At 68.4% G+C, this 18155-nt stretch carries 13 protein-coding genes and 1 tRNA gene; 9 read left to right on the top strand and 5 right to left on the bottom strand.

The genetic code is table 11. From position 1 onward, the window contains the following. Window positions 1-4 precede the first annotated feature (4 nt). Complete coding sequence (pyk, locus tag BSP109_RS02020; protein ID WP_101599218.1) at window positions 5-1471, top strand: pyruvate kinase; 1467 nt, start codon at window positions 5-7, stop codon at window positions 1469-1471. A gap of 118 nt (window positions 1472-1589) precedes the next feature. On the opposite strand, the gene BSP109_RS02015 is transcribed toward pyk, so the two are convergent. Next, window positions 1590-1671, bottom strand: a tRNA-Leu gene (locus tag BSP109_RS02015). A gap of 93 nt (window positions 1672-1764) precedes the next feature. Here BSP109_RS02015 and BSP109_RS02010 point away from each other — a divergent pair. After that, a complete protein-coding gene (locus BSP109_RS02010; RefSeq protein ID WP_373270398.1) occupies window positions 1765-2394 on the top strand; it encodes an ANTAR domain-containing response regulator in 630 nt (209 codons plus the stop codon). A gap of 50 nt (window positions 2395-2444) precedes the next feature. Here BSP109_RS02010 and BSP109_RS02005 read toward each other — a convergent pair whose 3' ends face one another. Beyond that, window positions 2445-2894, bottom strand: coding sequence for a PaaI family thioesterase (locus BSP109_RS02005; protein ID WP_087007319.1), 450 nt, complete (start codon window positions 2892-2894; stop codon window positions 2445-2447). Between the two features lie 92 nt (window positions 2895-2986). Here BSP109_RS02005 and polA point away from each other — a divergent pair, with 92 nt between their 5' ends. Continuing rightward, window positions 2987-5638 carry a DNA polymerase I gene (polA, locus tag BSP109_RS02000; protein WP_257944516.1) on the top strand — a complete coding sequence of 884 codons (2652 nt, stop codon included), beginning with the start codon at window positions 2987-2989 and terminating at the stop codon, window positions 5636-5638. A gap of 62 nt (window positions 5639-5700) precedes the next feature. Here polA and BSP109_RS01995 read toward each other — a convergent pair whose 3' ends face one another. After that, on the bottom strand, window positions 5701-6537 hold the full coding sequence (locus tag BSP109_RS01995; RefSeq protein WP_087007321.1) for a class I SAM-dependent methyltransferase: 837 nt from the start codon (window positions 6535-6537) through the stop codon (window positions 5701-5703). 274 nt (window positions 6538-6811) lie between these two features. On the opposite strand from BSP109_RS01995, the gene rpsA reads away from it, so the two are divergent. From rpsA to coaE, 3 genes are read left to right on the top strand one after another with little or no spacing between them, the layout of a single operon-like run. After that, entirely contained in the window at window positions 6812-8293 is a 1482-nt protein-coding gene (rpsA, locus tag BSP109_RS01990) for a 30S ribosomal protein S1 (RefSeq protein WP_101599217.1), read from the top strand. 26 nt (window positions 8294-8319) lie between these two features. Next, window positions 8320-10227, top strand: a complete 1908-nt coding sequence (locus BSP109_RS01985) for a hypothetical protein (protein WP_101599216.1) — start codon at window positions 8320-8322, stop codon at window positions 10225-10227. A 10-nt stretch (window positions 10228-10237) separates the two neighbouring features. Next, window positions 10238-11194: a dephospho-CoA kinase gene (gene coaE / locus BSP109_RS01980; RefSeq protein ID WP_101599215.1), complete on the top strand. Its 957-nt coding sequence runs from the start codon at window positions 10238-10240 to the stop codon at window positions 11192-11194. Between the two features lie 58 nt (window positions 11195-11252). Here coaE and BSP109_RS01975 read toward each other — a convergent pair whose 3' ends face one another. Beyond that, a complete protein-coding gene (locus tag BSP109_RS01975) occupies window positions 11253-11678 on the bottom strand; it encodes an OsmC family peroxiredoxin (RefSeq protein WP_101599214.1) in 426 nt (141 codons plus the stop codon). A 136-nt stretch (window positions 11679-11814) separates the two neighbouring features. Between BSP109_RS01975 and uvrB the strand changes: the two genes are divergently transcribed. Beyond that, window positions 11815-13992 (top strand): excinuclease ABC subunit UvrB, encoded by a 2178-nt coding sequence (uvrB, locus tag BSP109_RS01970; protein WP_257944515.1) that lies wholly within the window; start codon window positions 11815-11817, stop codon window positions 13990-13992. Window positions 13993-14154: 162 nt separating this feature from the next. Further along, window positions 14155-15147: a TerC family protein gene (locus tag BSP109_RS01965; RefSeq protein WP_101599212.1), complete on the top strand. Its 993-nt coding sequence runs from the start codon at window positions 14155-14157 to the stop codon at window positions 15145-15147. Between the two features lie 84 nt (window positions 15148-15231). On the opposite strand, the gene BSP109_RS01960 is transcribed toward BSP109_RS01965, so the two are convergent. Further along, window positions 15232-15519 carry a YciI family protein gene (locus BSP109_RS01960; RefSeq protein WP_087007335.1) on the bottom strand — a complete coding sequence of 96 codons (288 nt, stop codon included), beginning with the start codon at window positions 15517-15519 and terminating at the stop codon, window positions 15232-15234. 161 nt (window positions 15520-15680) lie between these two features. On the opposite strand from BSP109_RS01960, the gene BSP109_RS01955 reads away from it, so the two are divergent. Continuing rightward, entirely contained in the window at window positions 15681-18134 is a 2454-nt protein-coding gene (locus BSP109_RS01955; protein WP_374700120.1) for a DEAD/DEAH box helicase, read from the top strand. Window positions 18135-18155 lie beyond the last annotated feature (21 nt).

Raw genomic sequence — 18155 nt, 5'->3', positions numbered from 1 at the left:
CGGTATGAGGCATGCCAAGATCGTTGCGACACTCGGACCTGCACAGACATCCTACGAAGACATGCGCGCGCTCCTCGACGAGGGGATGAATGTCGCGCGCTTCAACATGAGCCACGGCTCCCACGCAGACCACGAACAGAGGTTGGAGTGGCTGCGTCGGGCGTCGGAGGACGCTGCCCGTCCCGTCGCCGTCCTCGTCGACCTGCAGGGCCCGAAGATCCGCGTCGGCACATTCGCCGGCGGTCGGAAGCCGACCCTGGTCGCAGGTGCGCGGTTCACCATCACGACCCGCCCGATCGACGGCACGGACGAGATCGTGGGCACGTCCTACGCGGGTCTGCCCGGCGACGTCCAGCCGGGTGACCCGCTCCTCGTCGATGATGGACGCATCCAGCTGCGCGCCCGCGAGGTGACGGAGACGGACATCATCACGGAGGTGGAGATCCCCGGCCGGATCTCCGATCACAAGGGGATCAACCTCCCCGGCGTGGCCGTCTCCGTGCCCGCGATGACGGAGAAGGACCTCGAGGATCTCCGCTGGGGCCTGCGCGCGGGCGCGGACTGGGTCGCACTGAGCTTCGTCCGCGGACCGGAGGACGTGCTCGACGTGCGCCGGATCATGGACGAGGAGGGCATCAGAGCCCCCGTCATGGCGAAGCTCGAGAAGCCGCAGGCCGTCGATCGCCTGCGCGACATCGTGGCAGCTTTCGACGGGATCATGGTCGCGCGCGGTGACCTGGGCGTCGAGCTGCCGCTGGAGCACGTGCCGATCGTGCAGAAGCGGGCGATCGAGATCGCGCGTCGCCAGGCGAAGCCAGTCATCGTCGCCACCCAGATGCTCGAATCGATGATCGAGGCACCTCGGCCCACTCGGGCGGAGGCCAGCGACTGTGCGAACGCCGTGCTCGACGGAGCAGACGCCCTCATGCTGTCGGGGGAGTCGTCGGTGGGCGCGTATTGGCTGGACTCGGTGCGCACCATGGCACGGATCATCGAATCGACGGAGCGCGAGGGGCTCGAGCGGATCCCTTCACTGGGCAGCACGCCCCACACCCGCGGTGGCGCGATCACTGCCGCGGCTGCTCAGATCGCAGAGCAGCTGAACATCGACCTGCTGTGCACGTTCACGCAGTCGGGTGACTCCGTGCGGCGGATGTCGCGACTGCGCCAGCGCCGCCCGATCATCGCCTTCACCCCGGACCCCAAGGTGCGGAATCAGATGGAGCTCAGCTGGGGGGTCCGCAGCCACCTCGTGCGCTCCGTGCACCACACGGACCAGATGGCCCGCCAGGTCGACAAGGTGCTCCTGAGCTTCGGCGAGGGCGAGGACGGCCAGCTCTGCATCATCGTCGCAGGATCCCCTCCCGGGATCGTCGGATCGACGAATGCGCTGCGGGTGCACGTGCTCGGCGACGCTCTGCGGGGCACGGCGGCGGCCTATCGCGACGAGGTCGACGACGAAGGGGTCTGAGGAGCGCGCCTCCGGACCACCGGAGCGCGCCACGACCATGGAAGAGGCGGTCGGCCCCCTCCTGCGGGTTGTGTGCCGACCGCCTCTTCGTGCGCGACGCCGAACGCGGCGTCCCGGGTGCCGGATGAGGGACTCGAACCCTCACGCCCGAAGGCGGCGCATTTTGAGTGCGCTGCGTCTACCGATTCCGCCAATCCGGCCCACGTGAAGTGTAGACGACCTTCACTCTCTTCGTGCGTCCTGCGCACCCTCCGGACCCACCGATCGTGCTCCTCCGCGCGACCGGCGGTACGATGGGGCGCGTGACCGATAACGAAGAGACCCCCAGCACCGAACAGGGACCCGTCCGGCGCGTCGTCGTGGCGGAGGACGAGGCCGTCATCCGGCTCGACATCGTGGAGATGCTCCGCGAAGTCGGCTACGACGTGGTCGGTGAGGCCGCGGACGGCGAATCAGCGATCCGCCTCGCGGAGGAGCTGCGTCCCGACCTCGTGGTGATGGACATCAAGATGCCCGTGCTCGACGGCATCTCCGCCGCAGAGCGGATCGCGAAGGCGCGGATCGCGCCCGTCGTCCTCCTGACCGCCTTCTCGCAGAAGGAGCTCGTCGAGCGCGCGCGCGACGCCGGTGCGATGGCGTACGTCGTGAAGCCCTTCAGCGCGAACGACCTGCTGCCGGCACTCGAGATCGCGCTGTCCCGCCACGCGGAGATCACGGCCCTCGAATCTGAGATCTCCGATCTCACGGATCGGTTCGAGACCCGCAAGCTCGTCGAGCGTGCGAAGGGCCTCCTCATCTCGTCGATGGGGCTCACGGAGCCGGAGGCGTTCCGCTGGATCCAGAAGACGTCGATGGACCGCCGGCTCACCATGCGCGAAGTCGCGGAGACGGTGCTCAACCAGATCGGCTCGGCGAAGAAGTGAGCACGGGCGGCGCAGCGCGCCGCCCGGTCCTCAGGACGGACACAGGTCCCTCAGGACGAACCCAGAACCATATTGGAGATGCGGACGATCGACAGGAGTCGGTCGTCCGCATCAGTCATCCTCACCTCGTGGTTGAACAGGCGCCGGCCGCCGTGCAGCACCTGGGCCCGGGCGTAGACGGTCCCGGACGTGATCGATCTGAGATGGGTCGCATTAAGGTCGACGCCGACCACCGGGGCGCCTGACCGCACTGCCGCGTGCATCGACGCGAGCGTCTCCGCGATGACCACGTACCCGCCGCCGTGGAAGAGGCCCGCCGGCTGGAGATTGCCCGCGACGGGGCAGGTTCCCTCGATCCAGTCCCAGCCGAGCCGTGCGACCTCGATCCCCATCCGTGCCACGAGGGTGTCGGACGGGATCTCCCACGCGTCGACGAGGCGCGCGTACTCCGCTTCCTCCATATCCGGTGACAGGGCGGGGAAGGTGGGGCTCTGACTCATCGTGTCTCCTGGTGGGCATGTCTGGTGGGTGTTCTCGGACGCTCGCACGTCCGGTCCCACTCTAGCGATCCGGTGCCCGGTACCCTGGGATCGTGAGCACACCGACCAGCCCCCAGACCGATCCATCGATCCTCCTCATCGACGGGCATTCGATGGCCTACCGGGCGTATCACGCCCTGCCGCCGGAGAAGTTCTCGACGGCGACGGGGCAGACGACGAACGCGGTGTTCGGGTTCGTCTCCATGCTGCTGACGGCTCTCGATGCAGAGGCTCCGACTCACATCGTCGTCGCGTTCGACCGCGGGCGACCCCAGTTCCGCCTTGATCAGCACCCCGGCTACAAGGCGGGCAGAGCGAAGACCCCGCCGGACTTCCACGGCCAGGTGGAGCTCATCGAGGACGTGCTCGCAGCGCTGCGCATCCCCGTGGTCGGGCTCGAGGCCGTCGAGGCCGATGACGTGCTCGCGACGCTCGCCCGTCTTGCGGAGGAGGGGGGCGTCGAGGCGCGGATCGCCTCCGGTGACAAGGATGCGTTCCAGCTCGTGCGCCCGGGGGTCACGGTCCTCTACCCGCGCAAGGGCATGACCGACCTCGTGCGCATGACCCCCGAGGCCGTGGAGGAGAAGTACGGAGTCACTCCCGCCCAGTACCGCGGTCACGCCGCGCTCGTGGGCGAGAAGGCGGACAACCTGCCGGGCGTGCCCGGGGTCGGCCCCAAGACCGCGGCGAAGTGGCTCACGACGTACGGGGACCTCGACGGGATCCTCGAGAACGCCGATGACATCAAGGGCAAGGCGGGGGAGAACCTGCGCGCCCATGTCGACGACGTCGCCCGCAACTACCGGCTGAACCGGCTGCTCGATGACGTGGAGCTGCCGCTGGGCATCGCCGACGCCGTCCGTCGCGAGCCGGACCGCGAGGCGCTGGGCACGCTGTTCGACCAGCTCGAGTTCGCGGTGCTGGGTCGCCGGGTCGAGGCGGTGCTCGGTGCCGGTGAGGGCACCGACGTCGCCGCAGCCGAGGTCCCGGAGCCCGTCCGGGTCGACTCCGGCTCCCTGCGGCACGAGCTGGACGCCGTGCGTGCGACGGACTGGGTCGCCGTCGCGACGGACGCCGCGTACGTGCTGGGCCAGGGGACTGTCGACCATCTGGCGCTGGCCGCGGGCGACCGGGTGTCGATCATCGACCTCACCGACCTCGATGCGCCGGCGACCGACGCGCTGTCAGCGTTCCTCACCGACCATCCGCGGCTCGTGGCGCACGACGCCAAGCCCCAGCTCAAGGCGCTGTGGGATGCGGGGTTCACCGGTGCGCACGCGGACTGGGACACCCAGCTGGCCGGGTACCTCATCGAGCCGGACAAGCGCAGCCACGACCTCGGCGACCTCGCCTCGACCCACCTCGGCGGAGCACTGCCCGACGCACCGGACGATGCGCCGGCAGCGGACGTCGCCGCACGGGCCTGGGCCATCGCGCAGCTGCGTCCCGTCCTCGCCGAACAGCTCGACGCGCACGGGGCGACGGGGATCATGGAGCAGATCGAGGTCCCGGTGCTCGACATCCTCGCGCGCATGGAGACGCGGGGGATCGCAGTCGATCGCGACCGCCTCGGTGCATTGGGCGGCGAGTTCCGCGAGCAGGCGGACGCCAGCGCTCAGGCCGCGTACGCGGCGATCGGGCACGAGGTGAATCTGGGATCGCCCAAGCAGCTGCAGGAAGTCCTGTTCGACGAACTGGACATGCCGAAGACGAAGAAGACGAAGACCGGCTACACGACGGACGCCGCGGCGCTCGCGGACCTGTTCGCGCGGACCGAGCACCCGTTCCTCCAGCACCTGCTGGCGCATCGCGATCGGACCAAGCTCAGCCAGACCGTCGTGGGGCTGGAGAAGACGCTCGCGGACGACGGACGCATCCACACGACCTACCTGCAGACGGTCGCCGCGACGGGGCGGCTGTCCTCGAAGGACCCGAACCTGCAGAACATCCCGGTGCGCACGGAGGCGGGCCGGCGGATCCGCGAGGTGTTCGTGCCCGGAGCGGGGGCCGACGCGCTCCTGACCGCCGACTACTCGCAGATCGAGATGCGCATCATGGCCCATCTGTCCGGCGACCCCTCTCTCATCAGCGCGTTCCTCGCGGGGGAGGACCTCCACGCCTTCGTCGGTGCCCAGGTGTTCGGCGTTCAGACGGCGGACGTGACGCCGGAGATGCGGGCGAAGGTCAAGGCGATGTCCTACGGTCTGGTCTACGGCCTCTCCGCCTACGGACTCGCACAGCAGCTCGCGATCGGAGTGGACGAGGCGCGCGGGCTGATGGACGGGTACTTCGCACGGTTCGGCGCGGTGCGCGACTACCTGTCGACCGTCGTGGAGGAAGCGCGCTCGCGCGGCTACACGGAGACCATGGACGGGCGCAGACGATACCTGCCCGCACTGCAGTCGGACCGTCGGCAGATGCGTGAGATGGCGGAGCGCGCAGCCCTCAACGCACCCATCCAGGGCAGTGCCGCAGACATCATGAAGACGGCGATGATCCGCGTGGACGGCGCGATGCGGGAGGCGGACCTCGGAAGCCGCGCGCTCCTGCAGGTCCATGACGAGATCATCGTCGAACTGATGCCGGACGAGCACGAGGCGGTCACGGACATCGTGCGTCGTGAGATGGCCGGCGCGGCGTCGCTCACCGTCCCCCTGGACGTGAATGTGGGCATCGGCTCCAGCTGGCAGGACGCGGCGCACTGAGGGAAGTCCCGGGCTGCTCTGCTCAGCTCTGCACGGAGCAGAGCTGAGCAGCCCTGCGGGGCTCAGGCGCGCAGGCGGGTGGAGAAGATGGTGGTGCCGGGCATGAGCCGTCCGCGCAGCGGGGACCAGCCGCCCCACGACAGCTCGTTGTCGTCGGGCCATTCCGGCTCCGTGAGTCCCGTGAGCTCGAAGCCCGCGTCGACCAGCAGGCGCACCCAGTCGCCCATCGTCCGGTGGTGCTCCGCGTAGACCGGCTGACCGCTGCCGTCGACCTCGACGTAGGGGGTGCGGTCGAAGTACGAGTACTCGACGGTCAGACCGGCCTCACCGGGGACGTCGGGGAACATCCACCGCAGGGGGTGGGTGACGGAGAACGCCCAGAGGCCGCCAGGACGGAGCACGCGCGCCGCCTCTGCCAGCACGGACTCCGCGTCCTTGACGAAGGGAAGCGCCCCGTAGGAGGAGAACGCGATGTCGAAGCTGCCCGATGGGAAGGGCAGCGACCGCGCGTCGGCCTGCAGGAAGGTGGGCGGCACCGCGTCGTCCGCCAGGGGCTGCTCCCGCTGGAGGCGCGAGGCCTGCTCGAGCATTCCGGACGACAGATCCACGCCGGTCGCCAGCGCGCCGTGCTCCGCCAGCCACCGCGAGCACTGGCCGGCACCGCAGCCGACCTCGAGGACCTGCTGCTTCACGACGTCGCCGAGCAGGCGCACATCGTCCTCGCGCACGCCCTCCGGGCACCAGATGAACTCCGAGGCGCCCAGGAAGCTGCCGTGCTCCGCGAGGTAGTCCTCTGCGGATCCGTCCCAGTAGGACCGGTTCGCCCGGACGGACTCCTCTTCGCCGATCGCCAGATAGCCGCCGCTGATGATCTCCGGCGAATACTCTCCCTCGCTCACATGCACTCCCTGCTGGTCGAGTTCGGAAGCGTGCCCGGTCGATGCCGATCCGGTGCTGTCTCCGATGCTGGTCGGATGGGATGAGCACGTGCGCTGACACCCCTCGTGGTGCTAGCATATTGGACTGTATGCACTTCGCGCACAGAAACCACGCACCGCAGCCACGCTGCGGGTGGAGTTCGGGGTGCTGCGCACACACAATACCCATCACGAGACCGTGTCCCCGTTCCCCCGGGATCGCGGGCCACATTCCATCTACGGAGTCCCTTACCTAATGACCACCACCACGCCTGGCTCGGCGCAGCAGAAGCAGGTTGCCGTCAACGATATCGGCACCTCGGAAGACTTCCTCGCCGCCATCGACGAAACCATCAAGTACTTCAACGACGGCGACATCGTTGAAGGCACCGTCGTCAAGGTCGACCGCGACGAGGTGCTCGTCGACATCGGATACAAGACCGAAGGCGTCATCCTCTCCCGCGAGCTGTCGATCAAGCACGACGTCGAGCCCTCCGAGGTCGTCGAGGTCGGCGACGCGCTCGAAGCCCTCGTCCTCACCAAGGAAGACAAGGACGGACGGCTGATGCTGTCCAAGAAGCGCGCTCAGTACGAGCGCGCCTGGGGCGACATCGAGCGGATCAAGGACGAGGACGGAGTCGTCACCGGCACCGTCATCGAGGTCGTCAAGGGCGGTCTCATCGTCGACATCGGACTGCGCGGCTTCCTGCCGGCGTCCCTCGTCGAGATGCGCCGTGTGCGCGACCTCGCTCCGTACATCGGCCAGGAGGTCGAGGCGAAGATCATCGAGCTCGACAAGAACCGCAACAACGTCGTCCTGTCGCGCCGCGCATGGCTCGAGCAGACGCAGTCCGCGGTCCGCCACGACTTCCTGCAGACCCTCCAGAAGGGCCAGGTCCGTCCGGGCGTCGTCTCCTCGATCGTCAACTTCGGTGCCTTCGTGGACCTCGGCGGCGTGGACGGCCTCGTCCACGTGTCCGAACTGTCCTGGAAGCACATCGAGCACCCCTCCGAGGTCGTCGCCGTGGGCGACGAGGTCACGGTCGAGGTCCTGGACGTCGACATGGACCGCGAGCGCGTCTCGCTGTCGCTCAAGGCGACGCAGGAGGATCCGTGGCAGCACTTCGCACGGACCCACGTCATCGGTCAGATCGTGCCCGGCAAGGTCACGAAGCTGGTTCCGTTCGGCGCGTTCGTGCGCGTCGAGGACGGCATCGAGGGCCTCGTGCACATCTCCGAGCTCGCAGTGCGCCACATCGACCTGCCCGAGCAGGTCGTGGGCGTCGACGAGACGATCTACGTCAAGGTCATCGACATCGACCTGGACCGCCGCCGCATCTCGCTCTCGCTCAAGCAGGCGAACGAGGGCGTGGACCCGGAGGCCGAGGAGTTCCTCGACCCCGCGCTCTACGGCATGCTCCAGGAGTACGACGAGGACGGGAACTACAAGTACCCGGAGGGCTTCGACCCGGAGACCAACGAATGGCTCGAGGGCTACGAGACCCAGCGCGAAGAGTGGGAGCAGCAGTACGCTTCGGCTCAGGCGCACTGGGAAGAGCACAAGAAGCAGGTCGCGAAGGCCATCTCGGCCGACGCGGACGCCGCTGCCTCGACGTCCGTCAGCTCGGAGCCCACTCCGGCTGCGAACTACGCCAGCGAAGCACCGGTCACCGATGCCGGTACCCTCGCCAGCGACGAAGCGCTCGCTGCTCTGCGTGAGAAGCTCGCCGGCAGCTGAGCTGCCGGACGACTGACTCATCGACTTTGAGCAGAACGCAGGAGAACTCCCGGACCACGGTCCGGGAGTTCTCTCCGTCTCAGGCCCGCACGACTCCGCTGCTGCGTGAGCGCCTGCGGCCGTGGCTGATCTTCGCCGCGGTCCTCATCGCACTCGCGCTCCTCACGTTCCGCGGCCTGCTCGCGGAGCCCGGGGGCCGCGTATATGCGGAGAACGATGACACGTCGCTCTTCGTGTGGTGGTTCGCGAACGGTGCGGACGCCGTCGCGTCCCTGTTCGGCGCAGGCTCCGGCGCCAGCGGATTCCTCTACACCGTCCAGATGAATTGGCCCGATGGGGTCAACGGCGCATGGAACACCGGCGCGCTCGGCCTCACGGTGCCGCTGGCCCCGATCACCTGGCTGTGGGGCCCCGTCGTCGCCTACAACGTGGCGATCATCGCCTCACCCGTGGCCGCATCGCTCGCGGCGGCGCTGTTCCTCACACGCTTCGCAGATCGCCTCCCCGCGTTCATCGGCGCTGCGCTCTACGGCTTCTCCCCGTACCTGATCGCACAGGCCGGGGGACACCTCAACCTCAGCTTCGCGGTCCTCCCTCCGCTGGTCGCGGCGTTCCTCTGGCAGGCGGCGGTCGGTCCCGGCGGAGGAGCCGCCCGCGCACGGGTCGCCGCGCTCGTGCCCTGGGGCGTGCTGCTGGGCGGAGCGATCGGCTGGCAGTTCTACATGTCCAGCGAGCTCCTCGCAGGGACTTTCCTCGCAGCGCTCACAGGTGTGCTCGCGATCGCCGCAGTGCTCCGTCGCAGGATCCTGCCCCGCCTCGTGCCGACCCTCGCCGCGAGCGGGGCGGCGGTCGTCACCGCCCTCCTGCTGGCGTCTCCTCTCCTCATGACGATGGCGAACGCACCGAACCGGCCGGACGGCGCGATCCGTCCCCACGGCGTCTGGAACAACGACCTCGCCGACCTCGTCGTTCCTCCCCTGTTCGCTCCGGGCCACGGCCTGGTCCCGGACATCCCCCGCGTGCTGCACATCGATCCGGCGGAGATCGGCGGATACGTGTCCGTCGCGTGGCTCGTCGTCGCGGTCTGGGCCGTCGTCCGGCACCGCCGCAGCGCGCGTCATGGGGGCCTCGTGCGCGTGCTCGCGGTCACCGTGGTCCTCATGTGGCTGCTGTCGATGGGGTCGCCGCTGCGGGTCTTCGGAGCCGAGGTGCCGACCCCGGGCCCGTTCCGCGTCATCGAGCACATACCCGTCCTCATGAACATCCTCCCGATGCGCCTGGCGGTGCACGTGGTGCTGTGCCTGAGTGCGCTGACCGCAGTGCTGCTGCACCATGCGCTGCGGGACGCGCACAGGCGCCGCGCGGCTGGTGAGCGCATCCGCGGTGCCGCGAGTCTGGGTCCCTTCGCCGCAGTGCTCCTGACCTGCGTGCTGATCGCTCCCGTCGCGGTCCCCACCCGCGACATCACCGTGCCGCGCTTCTTCACATCGGATGCGGTCACCGACACGATCCCCGCCGGAGCGGTGGTGAAGGCACTGCCCACCCCACGGGCGGTCGCAGAGGCGGACTACGCGCAGTCCATGGTGTGGCAGGCGGTGACGGGGATGCACTATCGGGAGACCGGCGGCTACTTCATCGGCGGCACCGACAGCCACGCGGTGACGTACCAGGCGCTGCTCGATCCGCTGGATCAGCTCCTGCGCGACGAGGAGCAGACCGCGGTCCGGGACTTCGACGAGGGCCGGACCGCCGAGGCCGTCCGCGGCATCCGCGCGGGCGGCACCGATTTCGTCCTCATCCCCGTCGATCCGCCTCTGCTGCACTGGCCCGCGGACGAACTCGCGGGCCTGCTCGCGCAGACGCCGGGTGCACGAGCGGAACTCGTCGCAGACGTCTGGGTCGTCGACCTCCGGGGGATCGACGACGCGTCGTAGGCTTGAGCCCATGACGGACTCTCAGCGCGCGCTCGGCCCCCTGCTCATCGGACTGACAGGGGGGATCGGCGCCGGAAAATCAACGGTGGCCTCCCTCTTCCGGTCCCGCGGTGCGGCGGTGGTGGATGCCGACGCGATCGCCCGCGAGGTCGTGGAGCCCGGAGAACCCGCTCTCCTTGCGCTCACGGGGGAGTTCGGAGACGGGATCCTCACGGAGGCGGGCGAGCTGGATCGGGCGGCGCTGGCCACGGCGGCCTTCGCCTCGGCGGATCGCACCGCGGCCCTGAACGCGATCATGCATCCGGCGATCGGTGACCGGACGCACGCGCGCATGGCCGAACTGGCCGACCACGGCGTCGTCGTCCACGACGTCCCGCTCCTCGTGGAGAACGGGATGACCGCGCGCTATCACCTGAGCGTCCTCGTCGACGTGTCGGAGGACATCCGCCTCGAGCGCCTCACGACGAGCCGGGGGCTCGACCGCGAGGACGCGCTGCGGCGCATCCGTGCACAGGCCGCTGACGAGCAGCGTCGCCGCGCCTGCGACGCGATCCTCGACAACTCGACCACCGAGCAGCAGCTCGAGGCGCGGTTCAGCACACTGTGGGAGGAGCGGATCGAACCGTTCCGCCGCCATCGTGCGGCGGGAACTCCCGCACAGCCGTCTGAGCTCGCGGCGGGGGAGACGTCCTCGGAGGCGCAGGAGGCGGCGGGGGCGCGCCTGGTCGCCCGGATCGAACGCGCCGCGTCCGCTGCCGGGATGACGTGCACGGCCACCCATGAGCCCGGGCCCCAGGGCGTGGAGATCGCTCTCTCGGTGGTGGACGGAGACACCGCGTCCCGCGTGCGCAGCGTTCTCGCCGATGTGGGGTTCGCACCCGTCGCGGAGGATGCAGCGCCGCACGCAGCGACGGAGCGGTACGCACACACCGATCCGGGGCGCCCGGCGTTCGTCTCCGTCAGCTGAGGTCGCTCCGGCTGAGGTCCGGCTGAGCCCTCCCCAGCCGGACCTCTCCAGCCCGACCTCAGCGCAGCGAGGCGGTGAGGTCGATCGAGACGCCCTTGAGGGCGCGGGAGACGGGGCAGTCCTTCTTCGCCTTCTGTGCGGCAGTGCGGAAGTCCTCCTCGGACAGGCCCGGTACGGCACCGACGGCGTACAGATGGATACCGGTGATCCCGTTCGCGGGGGAGAAGCTGACATCCGCGCCGGTCGAGAGCTCTTCGGGAGGCGTTCCCTGCTGCGTGAGGGCGTTCGACAGCGCCATGGAGAAGCATGCGGAGTGAGCGGCACCGATCAGCTCCTCCGGCGTCGTCGCGCCGTTGGCGCCCTCTGCCCGCGCGGCCCACGTCACGCCGAGCGTGCCGGAGCCGGAGCTGTCCAGCGAGACGGATCCCGAGCCCTCGGGAAGCGTGCCGCGCCAGACCGTGTGCGCCTTCGAGACCGTGTCCATCGATTCCTCCTCATGAGTGGGTATGTCGTACCTCTCACGAGTCTAGGCCGATCTCACGAGTCTGGGCCGACCAGCGGTCGCTGCGGACGAGCGGAGTCCTCTCCCCGTGTCCGTGTGGCGCGCTATCGTGAACCGTATGACTGCGCAGCCACCCGACTCACGCCCCCAGGACGCTCCGCAGAGGCCCGTCCCGCGGGTGGGGCACCGTCCGGAGATCGTCCGCTCCGTCGCACCGTTCGACGTGGTGTCCGACTATCAGCCCTCCGGTGATCAGCCCGCTGCCATCGCGGACATGACGGAGAGGCTGGATCGGGGGGAGAAGGACGTCGTGCTGCTGGGTGCGACCGGCACGGGCAAGTCCGCGACGACCGCTTGGCTGATCGAGCGCATCCAGCGCCCCACGCTGATCATGGCCCACAACAAGACGCTCGCAGCGCAGCTCGCGAACGAGTTCCGCCAGCTGCTGCCGAACAACGCCGTCGAATACTTCGTCTCCTACTACGACTACTACCAGCCGGAGGCGTACGTCCCGCAGACGGACACCTTCATCGAGAAGGACTCGTCGATCAACGACGAAGTGGAGCGGCTGCGGCACTCGGCCACCAACTCCCTGCTCACCCGGCGCGACGTGGTCGTCGTGTCGACCGTCAGCTGCATCTACGGCCTGGGCACCCCGGAGGAGTACGTCGACCGCATGGTGTCGCTGAAGATTGGCGATGAACTCGATCGTGACGAACTGCTGAAGCGGTTCGTCTCGATGCAGTACTCGCGCAACGACATGGCGTTCACCCGGGGCACCTTCCGGGTGCGCGGCGACACGGTGGAGATCATCCCGCAGTACGAGGAGCTGGCGCTGCGCATCGAGTTCTTCGGCGATGAGATCGAGGCCCTCTACACCCTCCACCCGCTCACGGGCGAGATCGTGCGGCAGGAGGAGGTCGTCCACATCTTCCCGGCCAGCCACTACGTCGCCGGCGAAGAGCGGATGGGCCGTGCCATCACGGACATCGAGCAGGAGCTCGCGGACCGCCTCCAGGAGCTGGAGGGGCAGAACAAGCTGATCGAGGCCCAGCGGCTGCAGATGCGCACCACGTACGACCTCGAGATGATGCGGTCGATGGGCTTCACCTCCGGCATCGAGAACTACTCGCGGCACATCGACGGGCGCGCCGGCGGCACGGCGCCCAACTGCCTGCTCGACTACTTCCCGGAGGACTTCCTCCTGGTGATCGACGAATCCCATGCGACGATCCCGCAGATCGGCGGGATGTACGAGGGGGACATGTCGCGCAAGCGCACCCTCGTGGACCACGGGTTCCGGCTGCCCAGTGCGATGGACAACCGGCCGCTGAAGTTCAACGAGTTCCTCGAGCGGATCGGCCAGACCGTGTACCTCTCCGCGACCCCCGGCCCCTTCGAGCTGGAGCGCGCGAACGGCTACGTCGAGCAGATCATCCGTCCGACCGGACTCATCGACCCGAAGGTGACGGTGAAGCCCACCCGCGGGCAGATCGACGACCTGCTGGAGCAGATCCGGGTGCGCGTCGAGCGGAACGAGCGCGTGCTCGTCACGACTCTGACGAAGAAGATGGCTGAGGACCTCACGGACTACCTCCTCGAGCACGACGTGCGCGTCGAATACCTGCACTCCGATGTCGACACCCTCCGCAGGGTGGAGCTGCTCAGTGAGCTGCGGGCAGGCGACTTCGACGTGCTCGTCGGCATCAACCTCCTCCGTGAGGGCCTCGACCTCCCGGAGGTCTCCCTCGTGTCGATCCTGGACGCGGACAAGGAGGGCTTCCTGCGGTCCGCGACCTCACTCATCCAGACGATCGGACGCGCCGCGCGCAACCTGCACGGCGAAGTCCACATGTACGCGGACACGATCACACGGTCGATGCGGCAGGCGATCGATGAGACGGACCGACGGCGCGAGGTCCAGCGGAAGCACAACGAGGAGCACGGCATCGACCCGCAGCCGCTGGTGAAGAAGCTGTCCGACATCACGGAGCGCCTCCGCCGGGAGGACGCGGACACCCGCGAGATCCTCTCAGAATTCGACTACGGCAAGGGCAAGCGGGGCTTCAACGCGACGATCACGGACGAGCAGCGCGCCGCCTTCGAACGCAGCAAGTCCGACGGAGCCCCGCTGGCGCCGCCCGCGGAGGATCTGGTCGAGCTCATCGCCTCGCTGACCGACCAGATGCACGCCGCGGCGGCGGACCTGCAGTTCGAGCTCGCGGCGCGGCTGCGCGACGAACTGGGCGACCTCAAACGCGAACTGCGGCAGATGAAGGAGGCGGGCCACGCGTGAGACGTGTACGATGAGGCGTCGTTGAAGGGGAGTATCCCTCGCTCATCCACGTTCGTCATCACGATCGCAGCACGGCGCGATCCGGATGTGGAGCGGCCCGAACCGGGACCGTGGGAGAGACTTTCGACCGCATGATGCGCACCACTCCTCTGAAAGGCCCCCATGCAAGAGTTCTTCCAGGATCCCTATCACGTGTTCGAGGTCGTCTCGAGCGTCGTGCTCGTGCTGATCCTCGTCGCGGACCTCCTCCTCGTCGTCAAACGGCCGCACACGCCCTCCATGAAGGAGGCCTCTCTCTGGGTCGCCTTCTACGTGGCACTCGCGCTCGTCTTCGCCGGGATCCTCTTCGCGATGGGCGACGCGCAGCGCGGCGGTGAGTTCCTCGCCGGCTGGTTGACGGAGTACAGCCTCAGCATCGACAACCTGTTCGTCTTCGTCATCATCATGACCGGCTTCGCGGTGCCCAAGAAGTACCAGCAGCAGGTGCTCATGGTGGGCATCATCCTGGCGCTGATCTTCCGCGGCATCTTCATCCTCGCCGGCGCCGCGATCATCGAGAGCTTCATCGAGGTCTTCTTCATCTTCGGCGTCTTCCTCCTGTGGACCGCGTGGAAGCAGGCCTTCAGCGGTGACGACGACGAAGACGCGGAGAACGGCTTCATCCGCTTCCTCCGCAAGCGCATCAACATCGCCGACGAATACCACGACAACAAGCTGCGCGTGACGATCGACGGGAAGAAGTTCTGGACCCCGATGCTCATCGTGTTCGTCGCGATCGGCACGACCGACATCATGTTCGCGCTCGATTCGATCCCCGCGATCTTCGGCATCACCCAGGACACCTTCCTCGTGTTCACGGCGAACGTGTTCGCGCTCATGGGCCTGCGCCAGCTCTACTTCCTGCTGGGTGGTCTGCTCGACAAGCTGCCCTACCTCCACTACGGCATCGCCGCGATCCTCGCGTTCATCGGCGTGAAGCTGTTCCTCCACGCCCTCCACGAGACGGACTGGCTGCCGGACGCCTTCACGTCGCAGGTGCCCGTCATCAACACGTGGATGTCGCTGGGCTTCATCGTCACAGCGATGCTGGTCGCCACGATCGCCAGCCTCATCGCGATGCGGCGCAACGAGGAGGCGTCCCTGCGCAGGGACTGACCTCCCCTCCCCAGACGCTGAGGCGCCGGTCACCCTCGTGGGTGACCGGCGCCTCGGCGTGCGTGCCCAGCGGCACGAGGAGCGTCAGGCCTCGAACGGCCCGAACACCGGCGTCCACGACCGCACGAGCGTCTCCGCGATGACGCCCGCGTCGTGGTAGGGATCCTGCGCCAGCAGCTGACTGATCTGGTCCTTCGACTCGCCCCGCATGATCAGGAGGCCCCCGGGCGTGAGCTCGTCCTCGAGCGGACCGGAGGCGAGCAGGGTGCCCGCCTCCAGCTGCGCTGCCTGCCACTCGCGGTGTGCGGGACGGATGCTCATCCGGGTGTCCGTGTCAGGACCGTACGTGTAGGTGACGGCGAAGACTGCCATGGCTCTCCTGTGTGTCGAGGTGGGACTGGTGGGATACTCGTAGCGGTGCGTGTGAGCGCATCGTGATCCGAGACTAACCCCGAAGACCCTCCAGGAGCCCCTCCGTGTCCCGACTCCCGCACATACCCGACGACTTCGCGGACGCCGACACCGTGTGGGACATGTTCGAAGCCCATACGAGGGAGCAGGGCCTGACGCTGTACCCGGCGCAGGAGGAGGCGATCCTCTCCGTCCTGGCCGGCGAGAACACGATCGTCGCCACACCGACCGGTTCGGGGAAGTCCATGGTCGCGCTCGCGGCGCTCTACTACGCGGTGTCCACCGGGCGCACCGCGTACTACACGGCTCCGCTCAAGGCACTGGTGAGCGAGAAGTTCTTCTCCCTCGTCGAGGCGCTGGGCCGGGAGAACGTCGGCATGGTGACGGGCGACAGCTCTGTGAACGCGGATGCCCCCGTCATCTGCGCGACGGCGGAGATCCTGGCCAACCACGCGCTGCGCGAAGGTGCCAATCTCGACGTCGCACTGGTCGTCATGGACGAGTTCCACTACTTCGGCGACCCCCAGCGCGGGTGGGCATGGCAGGTGCCGCTGCTCGAGATGCCGCAGTCGCAGTTCGTGCTCATGTCCGCGACGCTGGGCGACACGACGGAGATCCAGCAGCGGCTCACCGACCTCACGGGCCGCGACACCGCGTACGTCGGTTCGGCGGAGCGCCCCGTCCCGCTCGAGTACGACTACTCCCGGACGGCGCTGTTGGAGAAGCTCGCACAGCTCGTGGCCGAGGACCGCGCACCGGTCTATGTCGTGTCCTTCGTCCAGGCCCGCACGATCGAGCTCGCGCAGTCCATCGTCGCCGCCAATCTCACGACGCGCGCCCAGCGGGATCTGATCGCCGAGGAGGTCCGGGGCTTCCGCTTCGGCAAGGGCTTCGGAGTCACGCTGCGCCGCCTGGTGCTCGCCGGCGTCGGCGTGCACCACGCGGGCATGCTGCCGCGGTACCGCAGGCTGGTCGAGCACCTCACGCTCAAGGGACTGCTGAGCGTCGTCTGCGGGACGGACACCCTGGGAGTGGGCATCAACGTGCCGATCCGCACGGTGCTGCTCACCTCGCTCACGAAGTTCGACGGCCGCCGCGTGCGGCAGCTGCAGGTCCGGGAGTTCCAGCAGATCTCCGGGCGGGCGGGACGCGCGGGCTTCGACGCGGTCGGCTACGTCGTCGTCCAGGCGCCGGAGCACGAGATCGAGAACGCCATCGCGGTCGCCAAGGCCGGTGACGACCCGAAGAAGCGGAAGAAGCTCAAGCGCAAGCAGGCGCCGGAGGGCTTCGTCGGCTGGTCGGAGCAGACGTTCGAGAACCTCATCCACGGCACGCCGGAGCAGCTGCGCTCGCACATGCGCATCACGCACTCGACGATCGTGAACCTGCTGGCGCGCCCGCGCGCCGGGATCGACACGATCAGGGACTTCCTCGAGCGCACGCACGAGACGCGGGATCGGAAGCTCGACCTCATGCTCCGCGCACTGCGGGTGGGGCGCAGCCTCATCGCCGGAGGGGTCGTCGAGCGCGTCGACGGCGGCGAGGGACGGAGCGAGTACCGGTTGAGCGAGGACCTCGGTCCCGACTTCGCGCTGAATCAGCCGCTCAGTCCCTTCGCGCTGGCCGCTCTGGATCTCTTCGACTCGGAGTCCGAGACGTGGGCCATGGACGCGCTGAGCGTCATCGAGGCGACGACGCAGATCCAGCACCACATCATCCGCGGGCAGCTGGACCGGGTGAAGGGCGACGAGCTCGCCGCACTCAAGGCGGACGGGGTCGAGTACACGGAGCGCATGGCCATCCTCGATGAGCTCGACGTGCCGCGGCCCAACGGCGAGGTCCTCGAAGCGGCGTTCGAGTCCTACGCGGAGGCCGCGCCGTGGGTGCGGGAGATCGGCATCGAGCCGAAGGCGATCGTCGCCGACATGATCGAGCAGTCGATGAACTTCTCGCAGTTCGTCGCCTACTACGGGATCAGCCGGGTGGAGGGGGGTCTGCTCCGCTACCTCCTCGACGTGTGGCGGGCACTGGTGCAGACCGTCCCGGTCGACCGGCGGGGCGAGGAGCTGGACGCGATCATCGAATGGCTGGGTGATCTGGTCGTCCGGGTCGATTCCAGCCTCGTCGAGGAGTGGGCGAAGCTCACGGAACCGGGGGAGGAGCTCCCGGACGTCGCGCTGAATGCGCTGGAGAGGACATTCACCTCCGATACCCGCCGCTTCACCGCCGCGGTGCGCAACGCACTCTTCCACCGCGTCCTCCTGGCGGAGCGCGCGGCCTATCGGGAGCTCGGTGCGCTCGACGCCGAATCGGGGTGGGGCACCCGCGAGTGGGAGGACGCGATCGAATCCTTCTACGACGAGTACGGAGAGCTGGGGATCGACGCGAACGCACGGTCCGCCGCGATGGTGAGGATCACGGAATCGGGACGCACCTGGTCCGTGCAGCAGACCCTCGCAGATCCGGACGGAGACCGCGATTGGGCGATCCGCGCGACCGTCGACCTCGACGCCAGCGACGAGGCGGGCGAGGCCGTGGTGCGGATCGACGGGGTGGGTCCGCTCACAGAGGCGTGAGCGTGTCCGTCCCGGTGACTA

It is taken from the genome of Brevibacterium sp. Mu109 (genome assembly GCF_900169375.1).
Lineage (GTDB): Bacteria > Actinomycetota > Actinomycetes > Actinomycetales > Brevibacteriaceae > Brevibacterium > Brevibacterium yomogidense_A.
The sequence above is the reverse complement of the archived record's forward strand: the minus strand, read 5'-3'. Positions and strand labels throughout refer to the sequence as shown.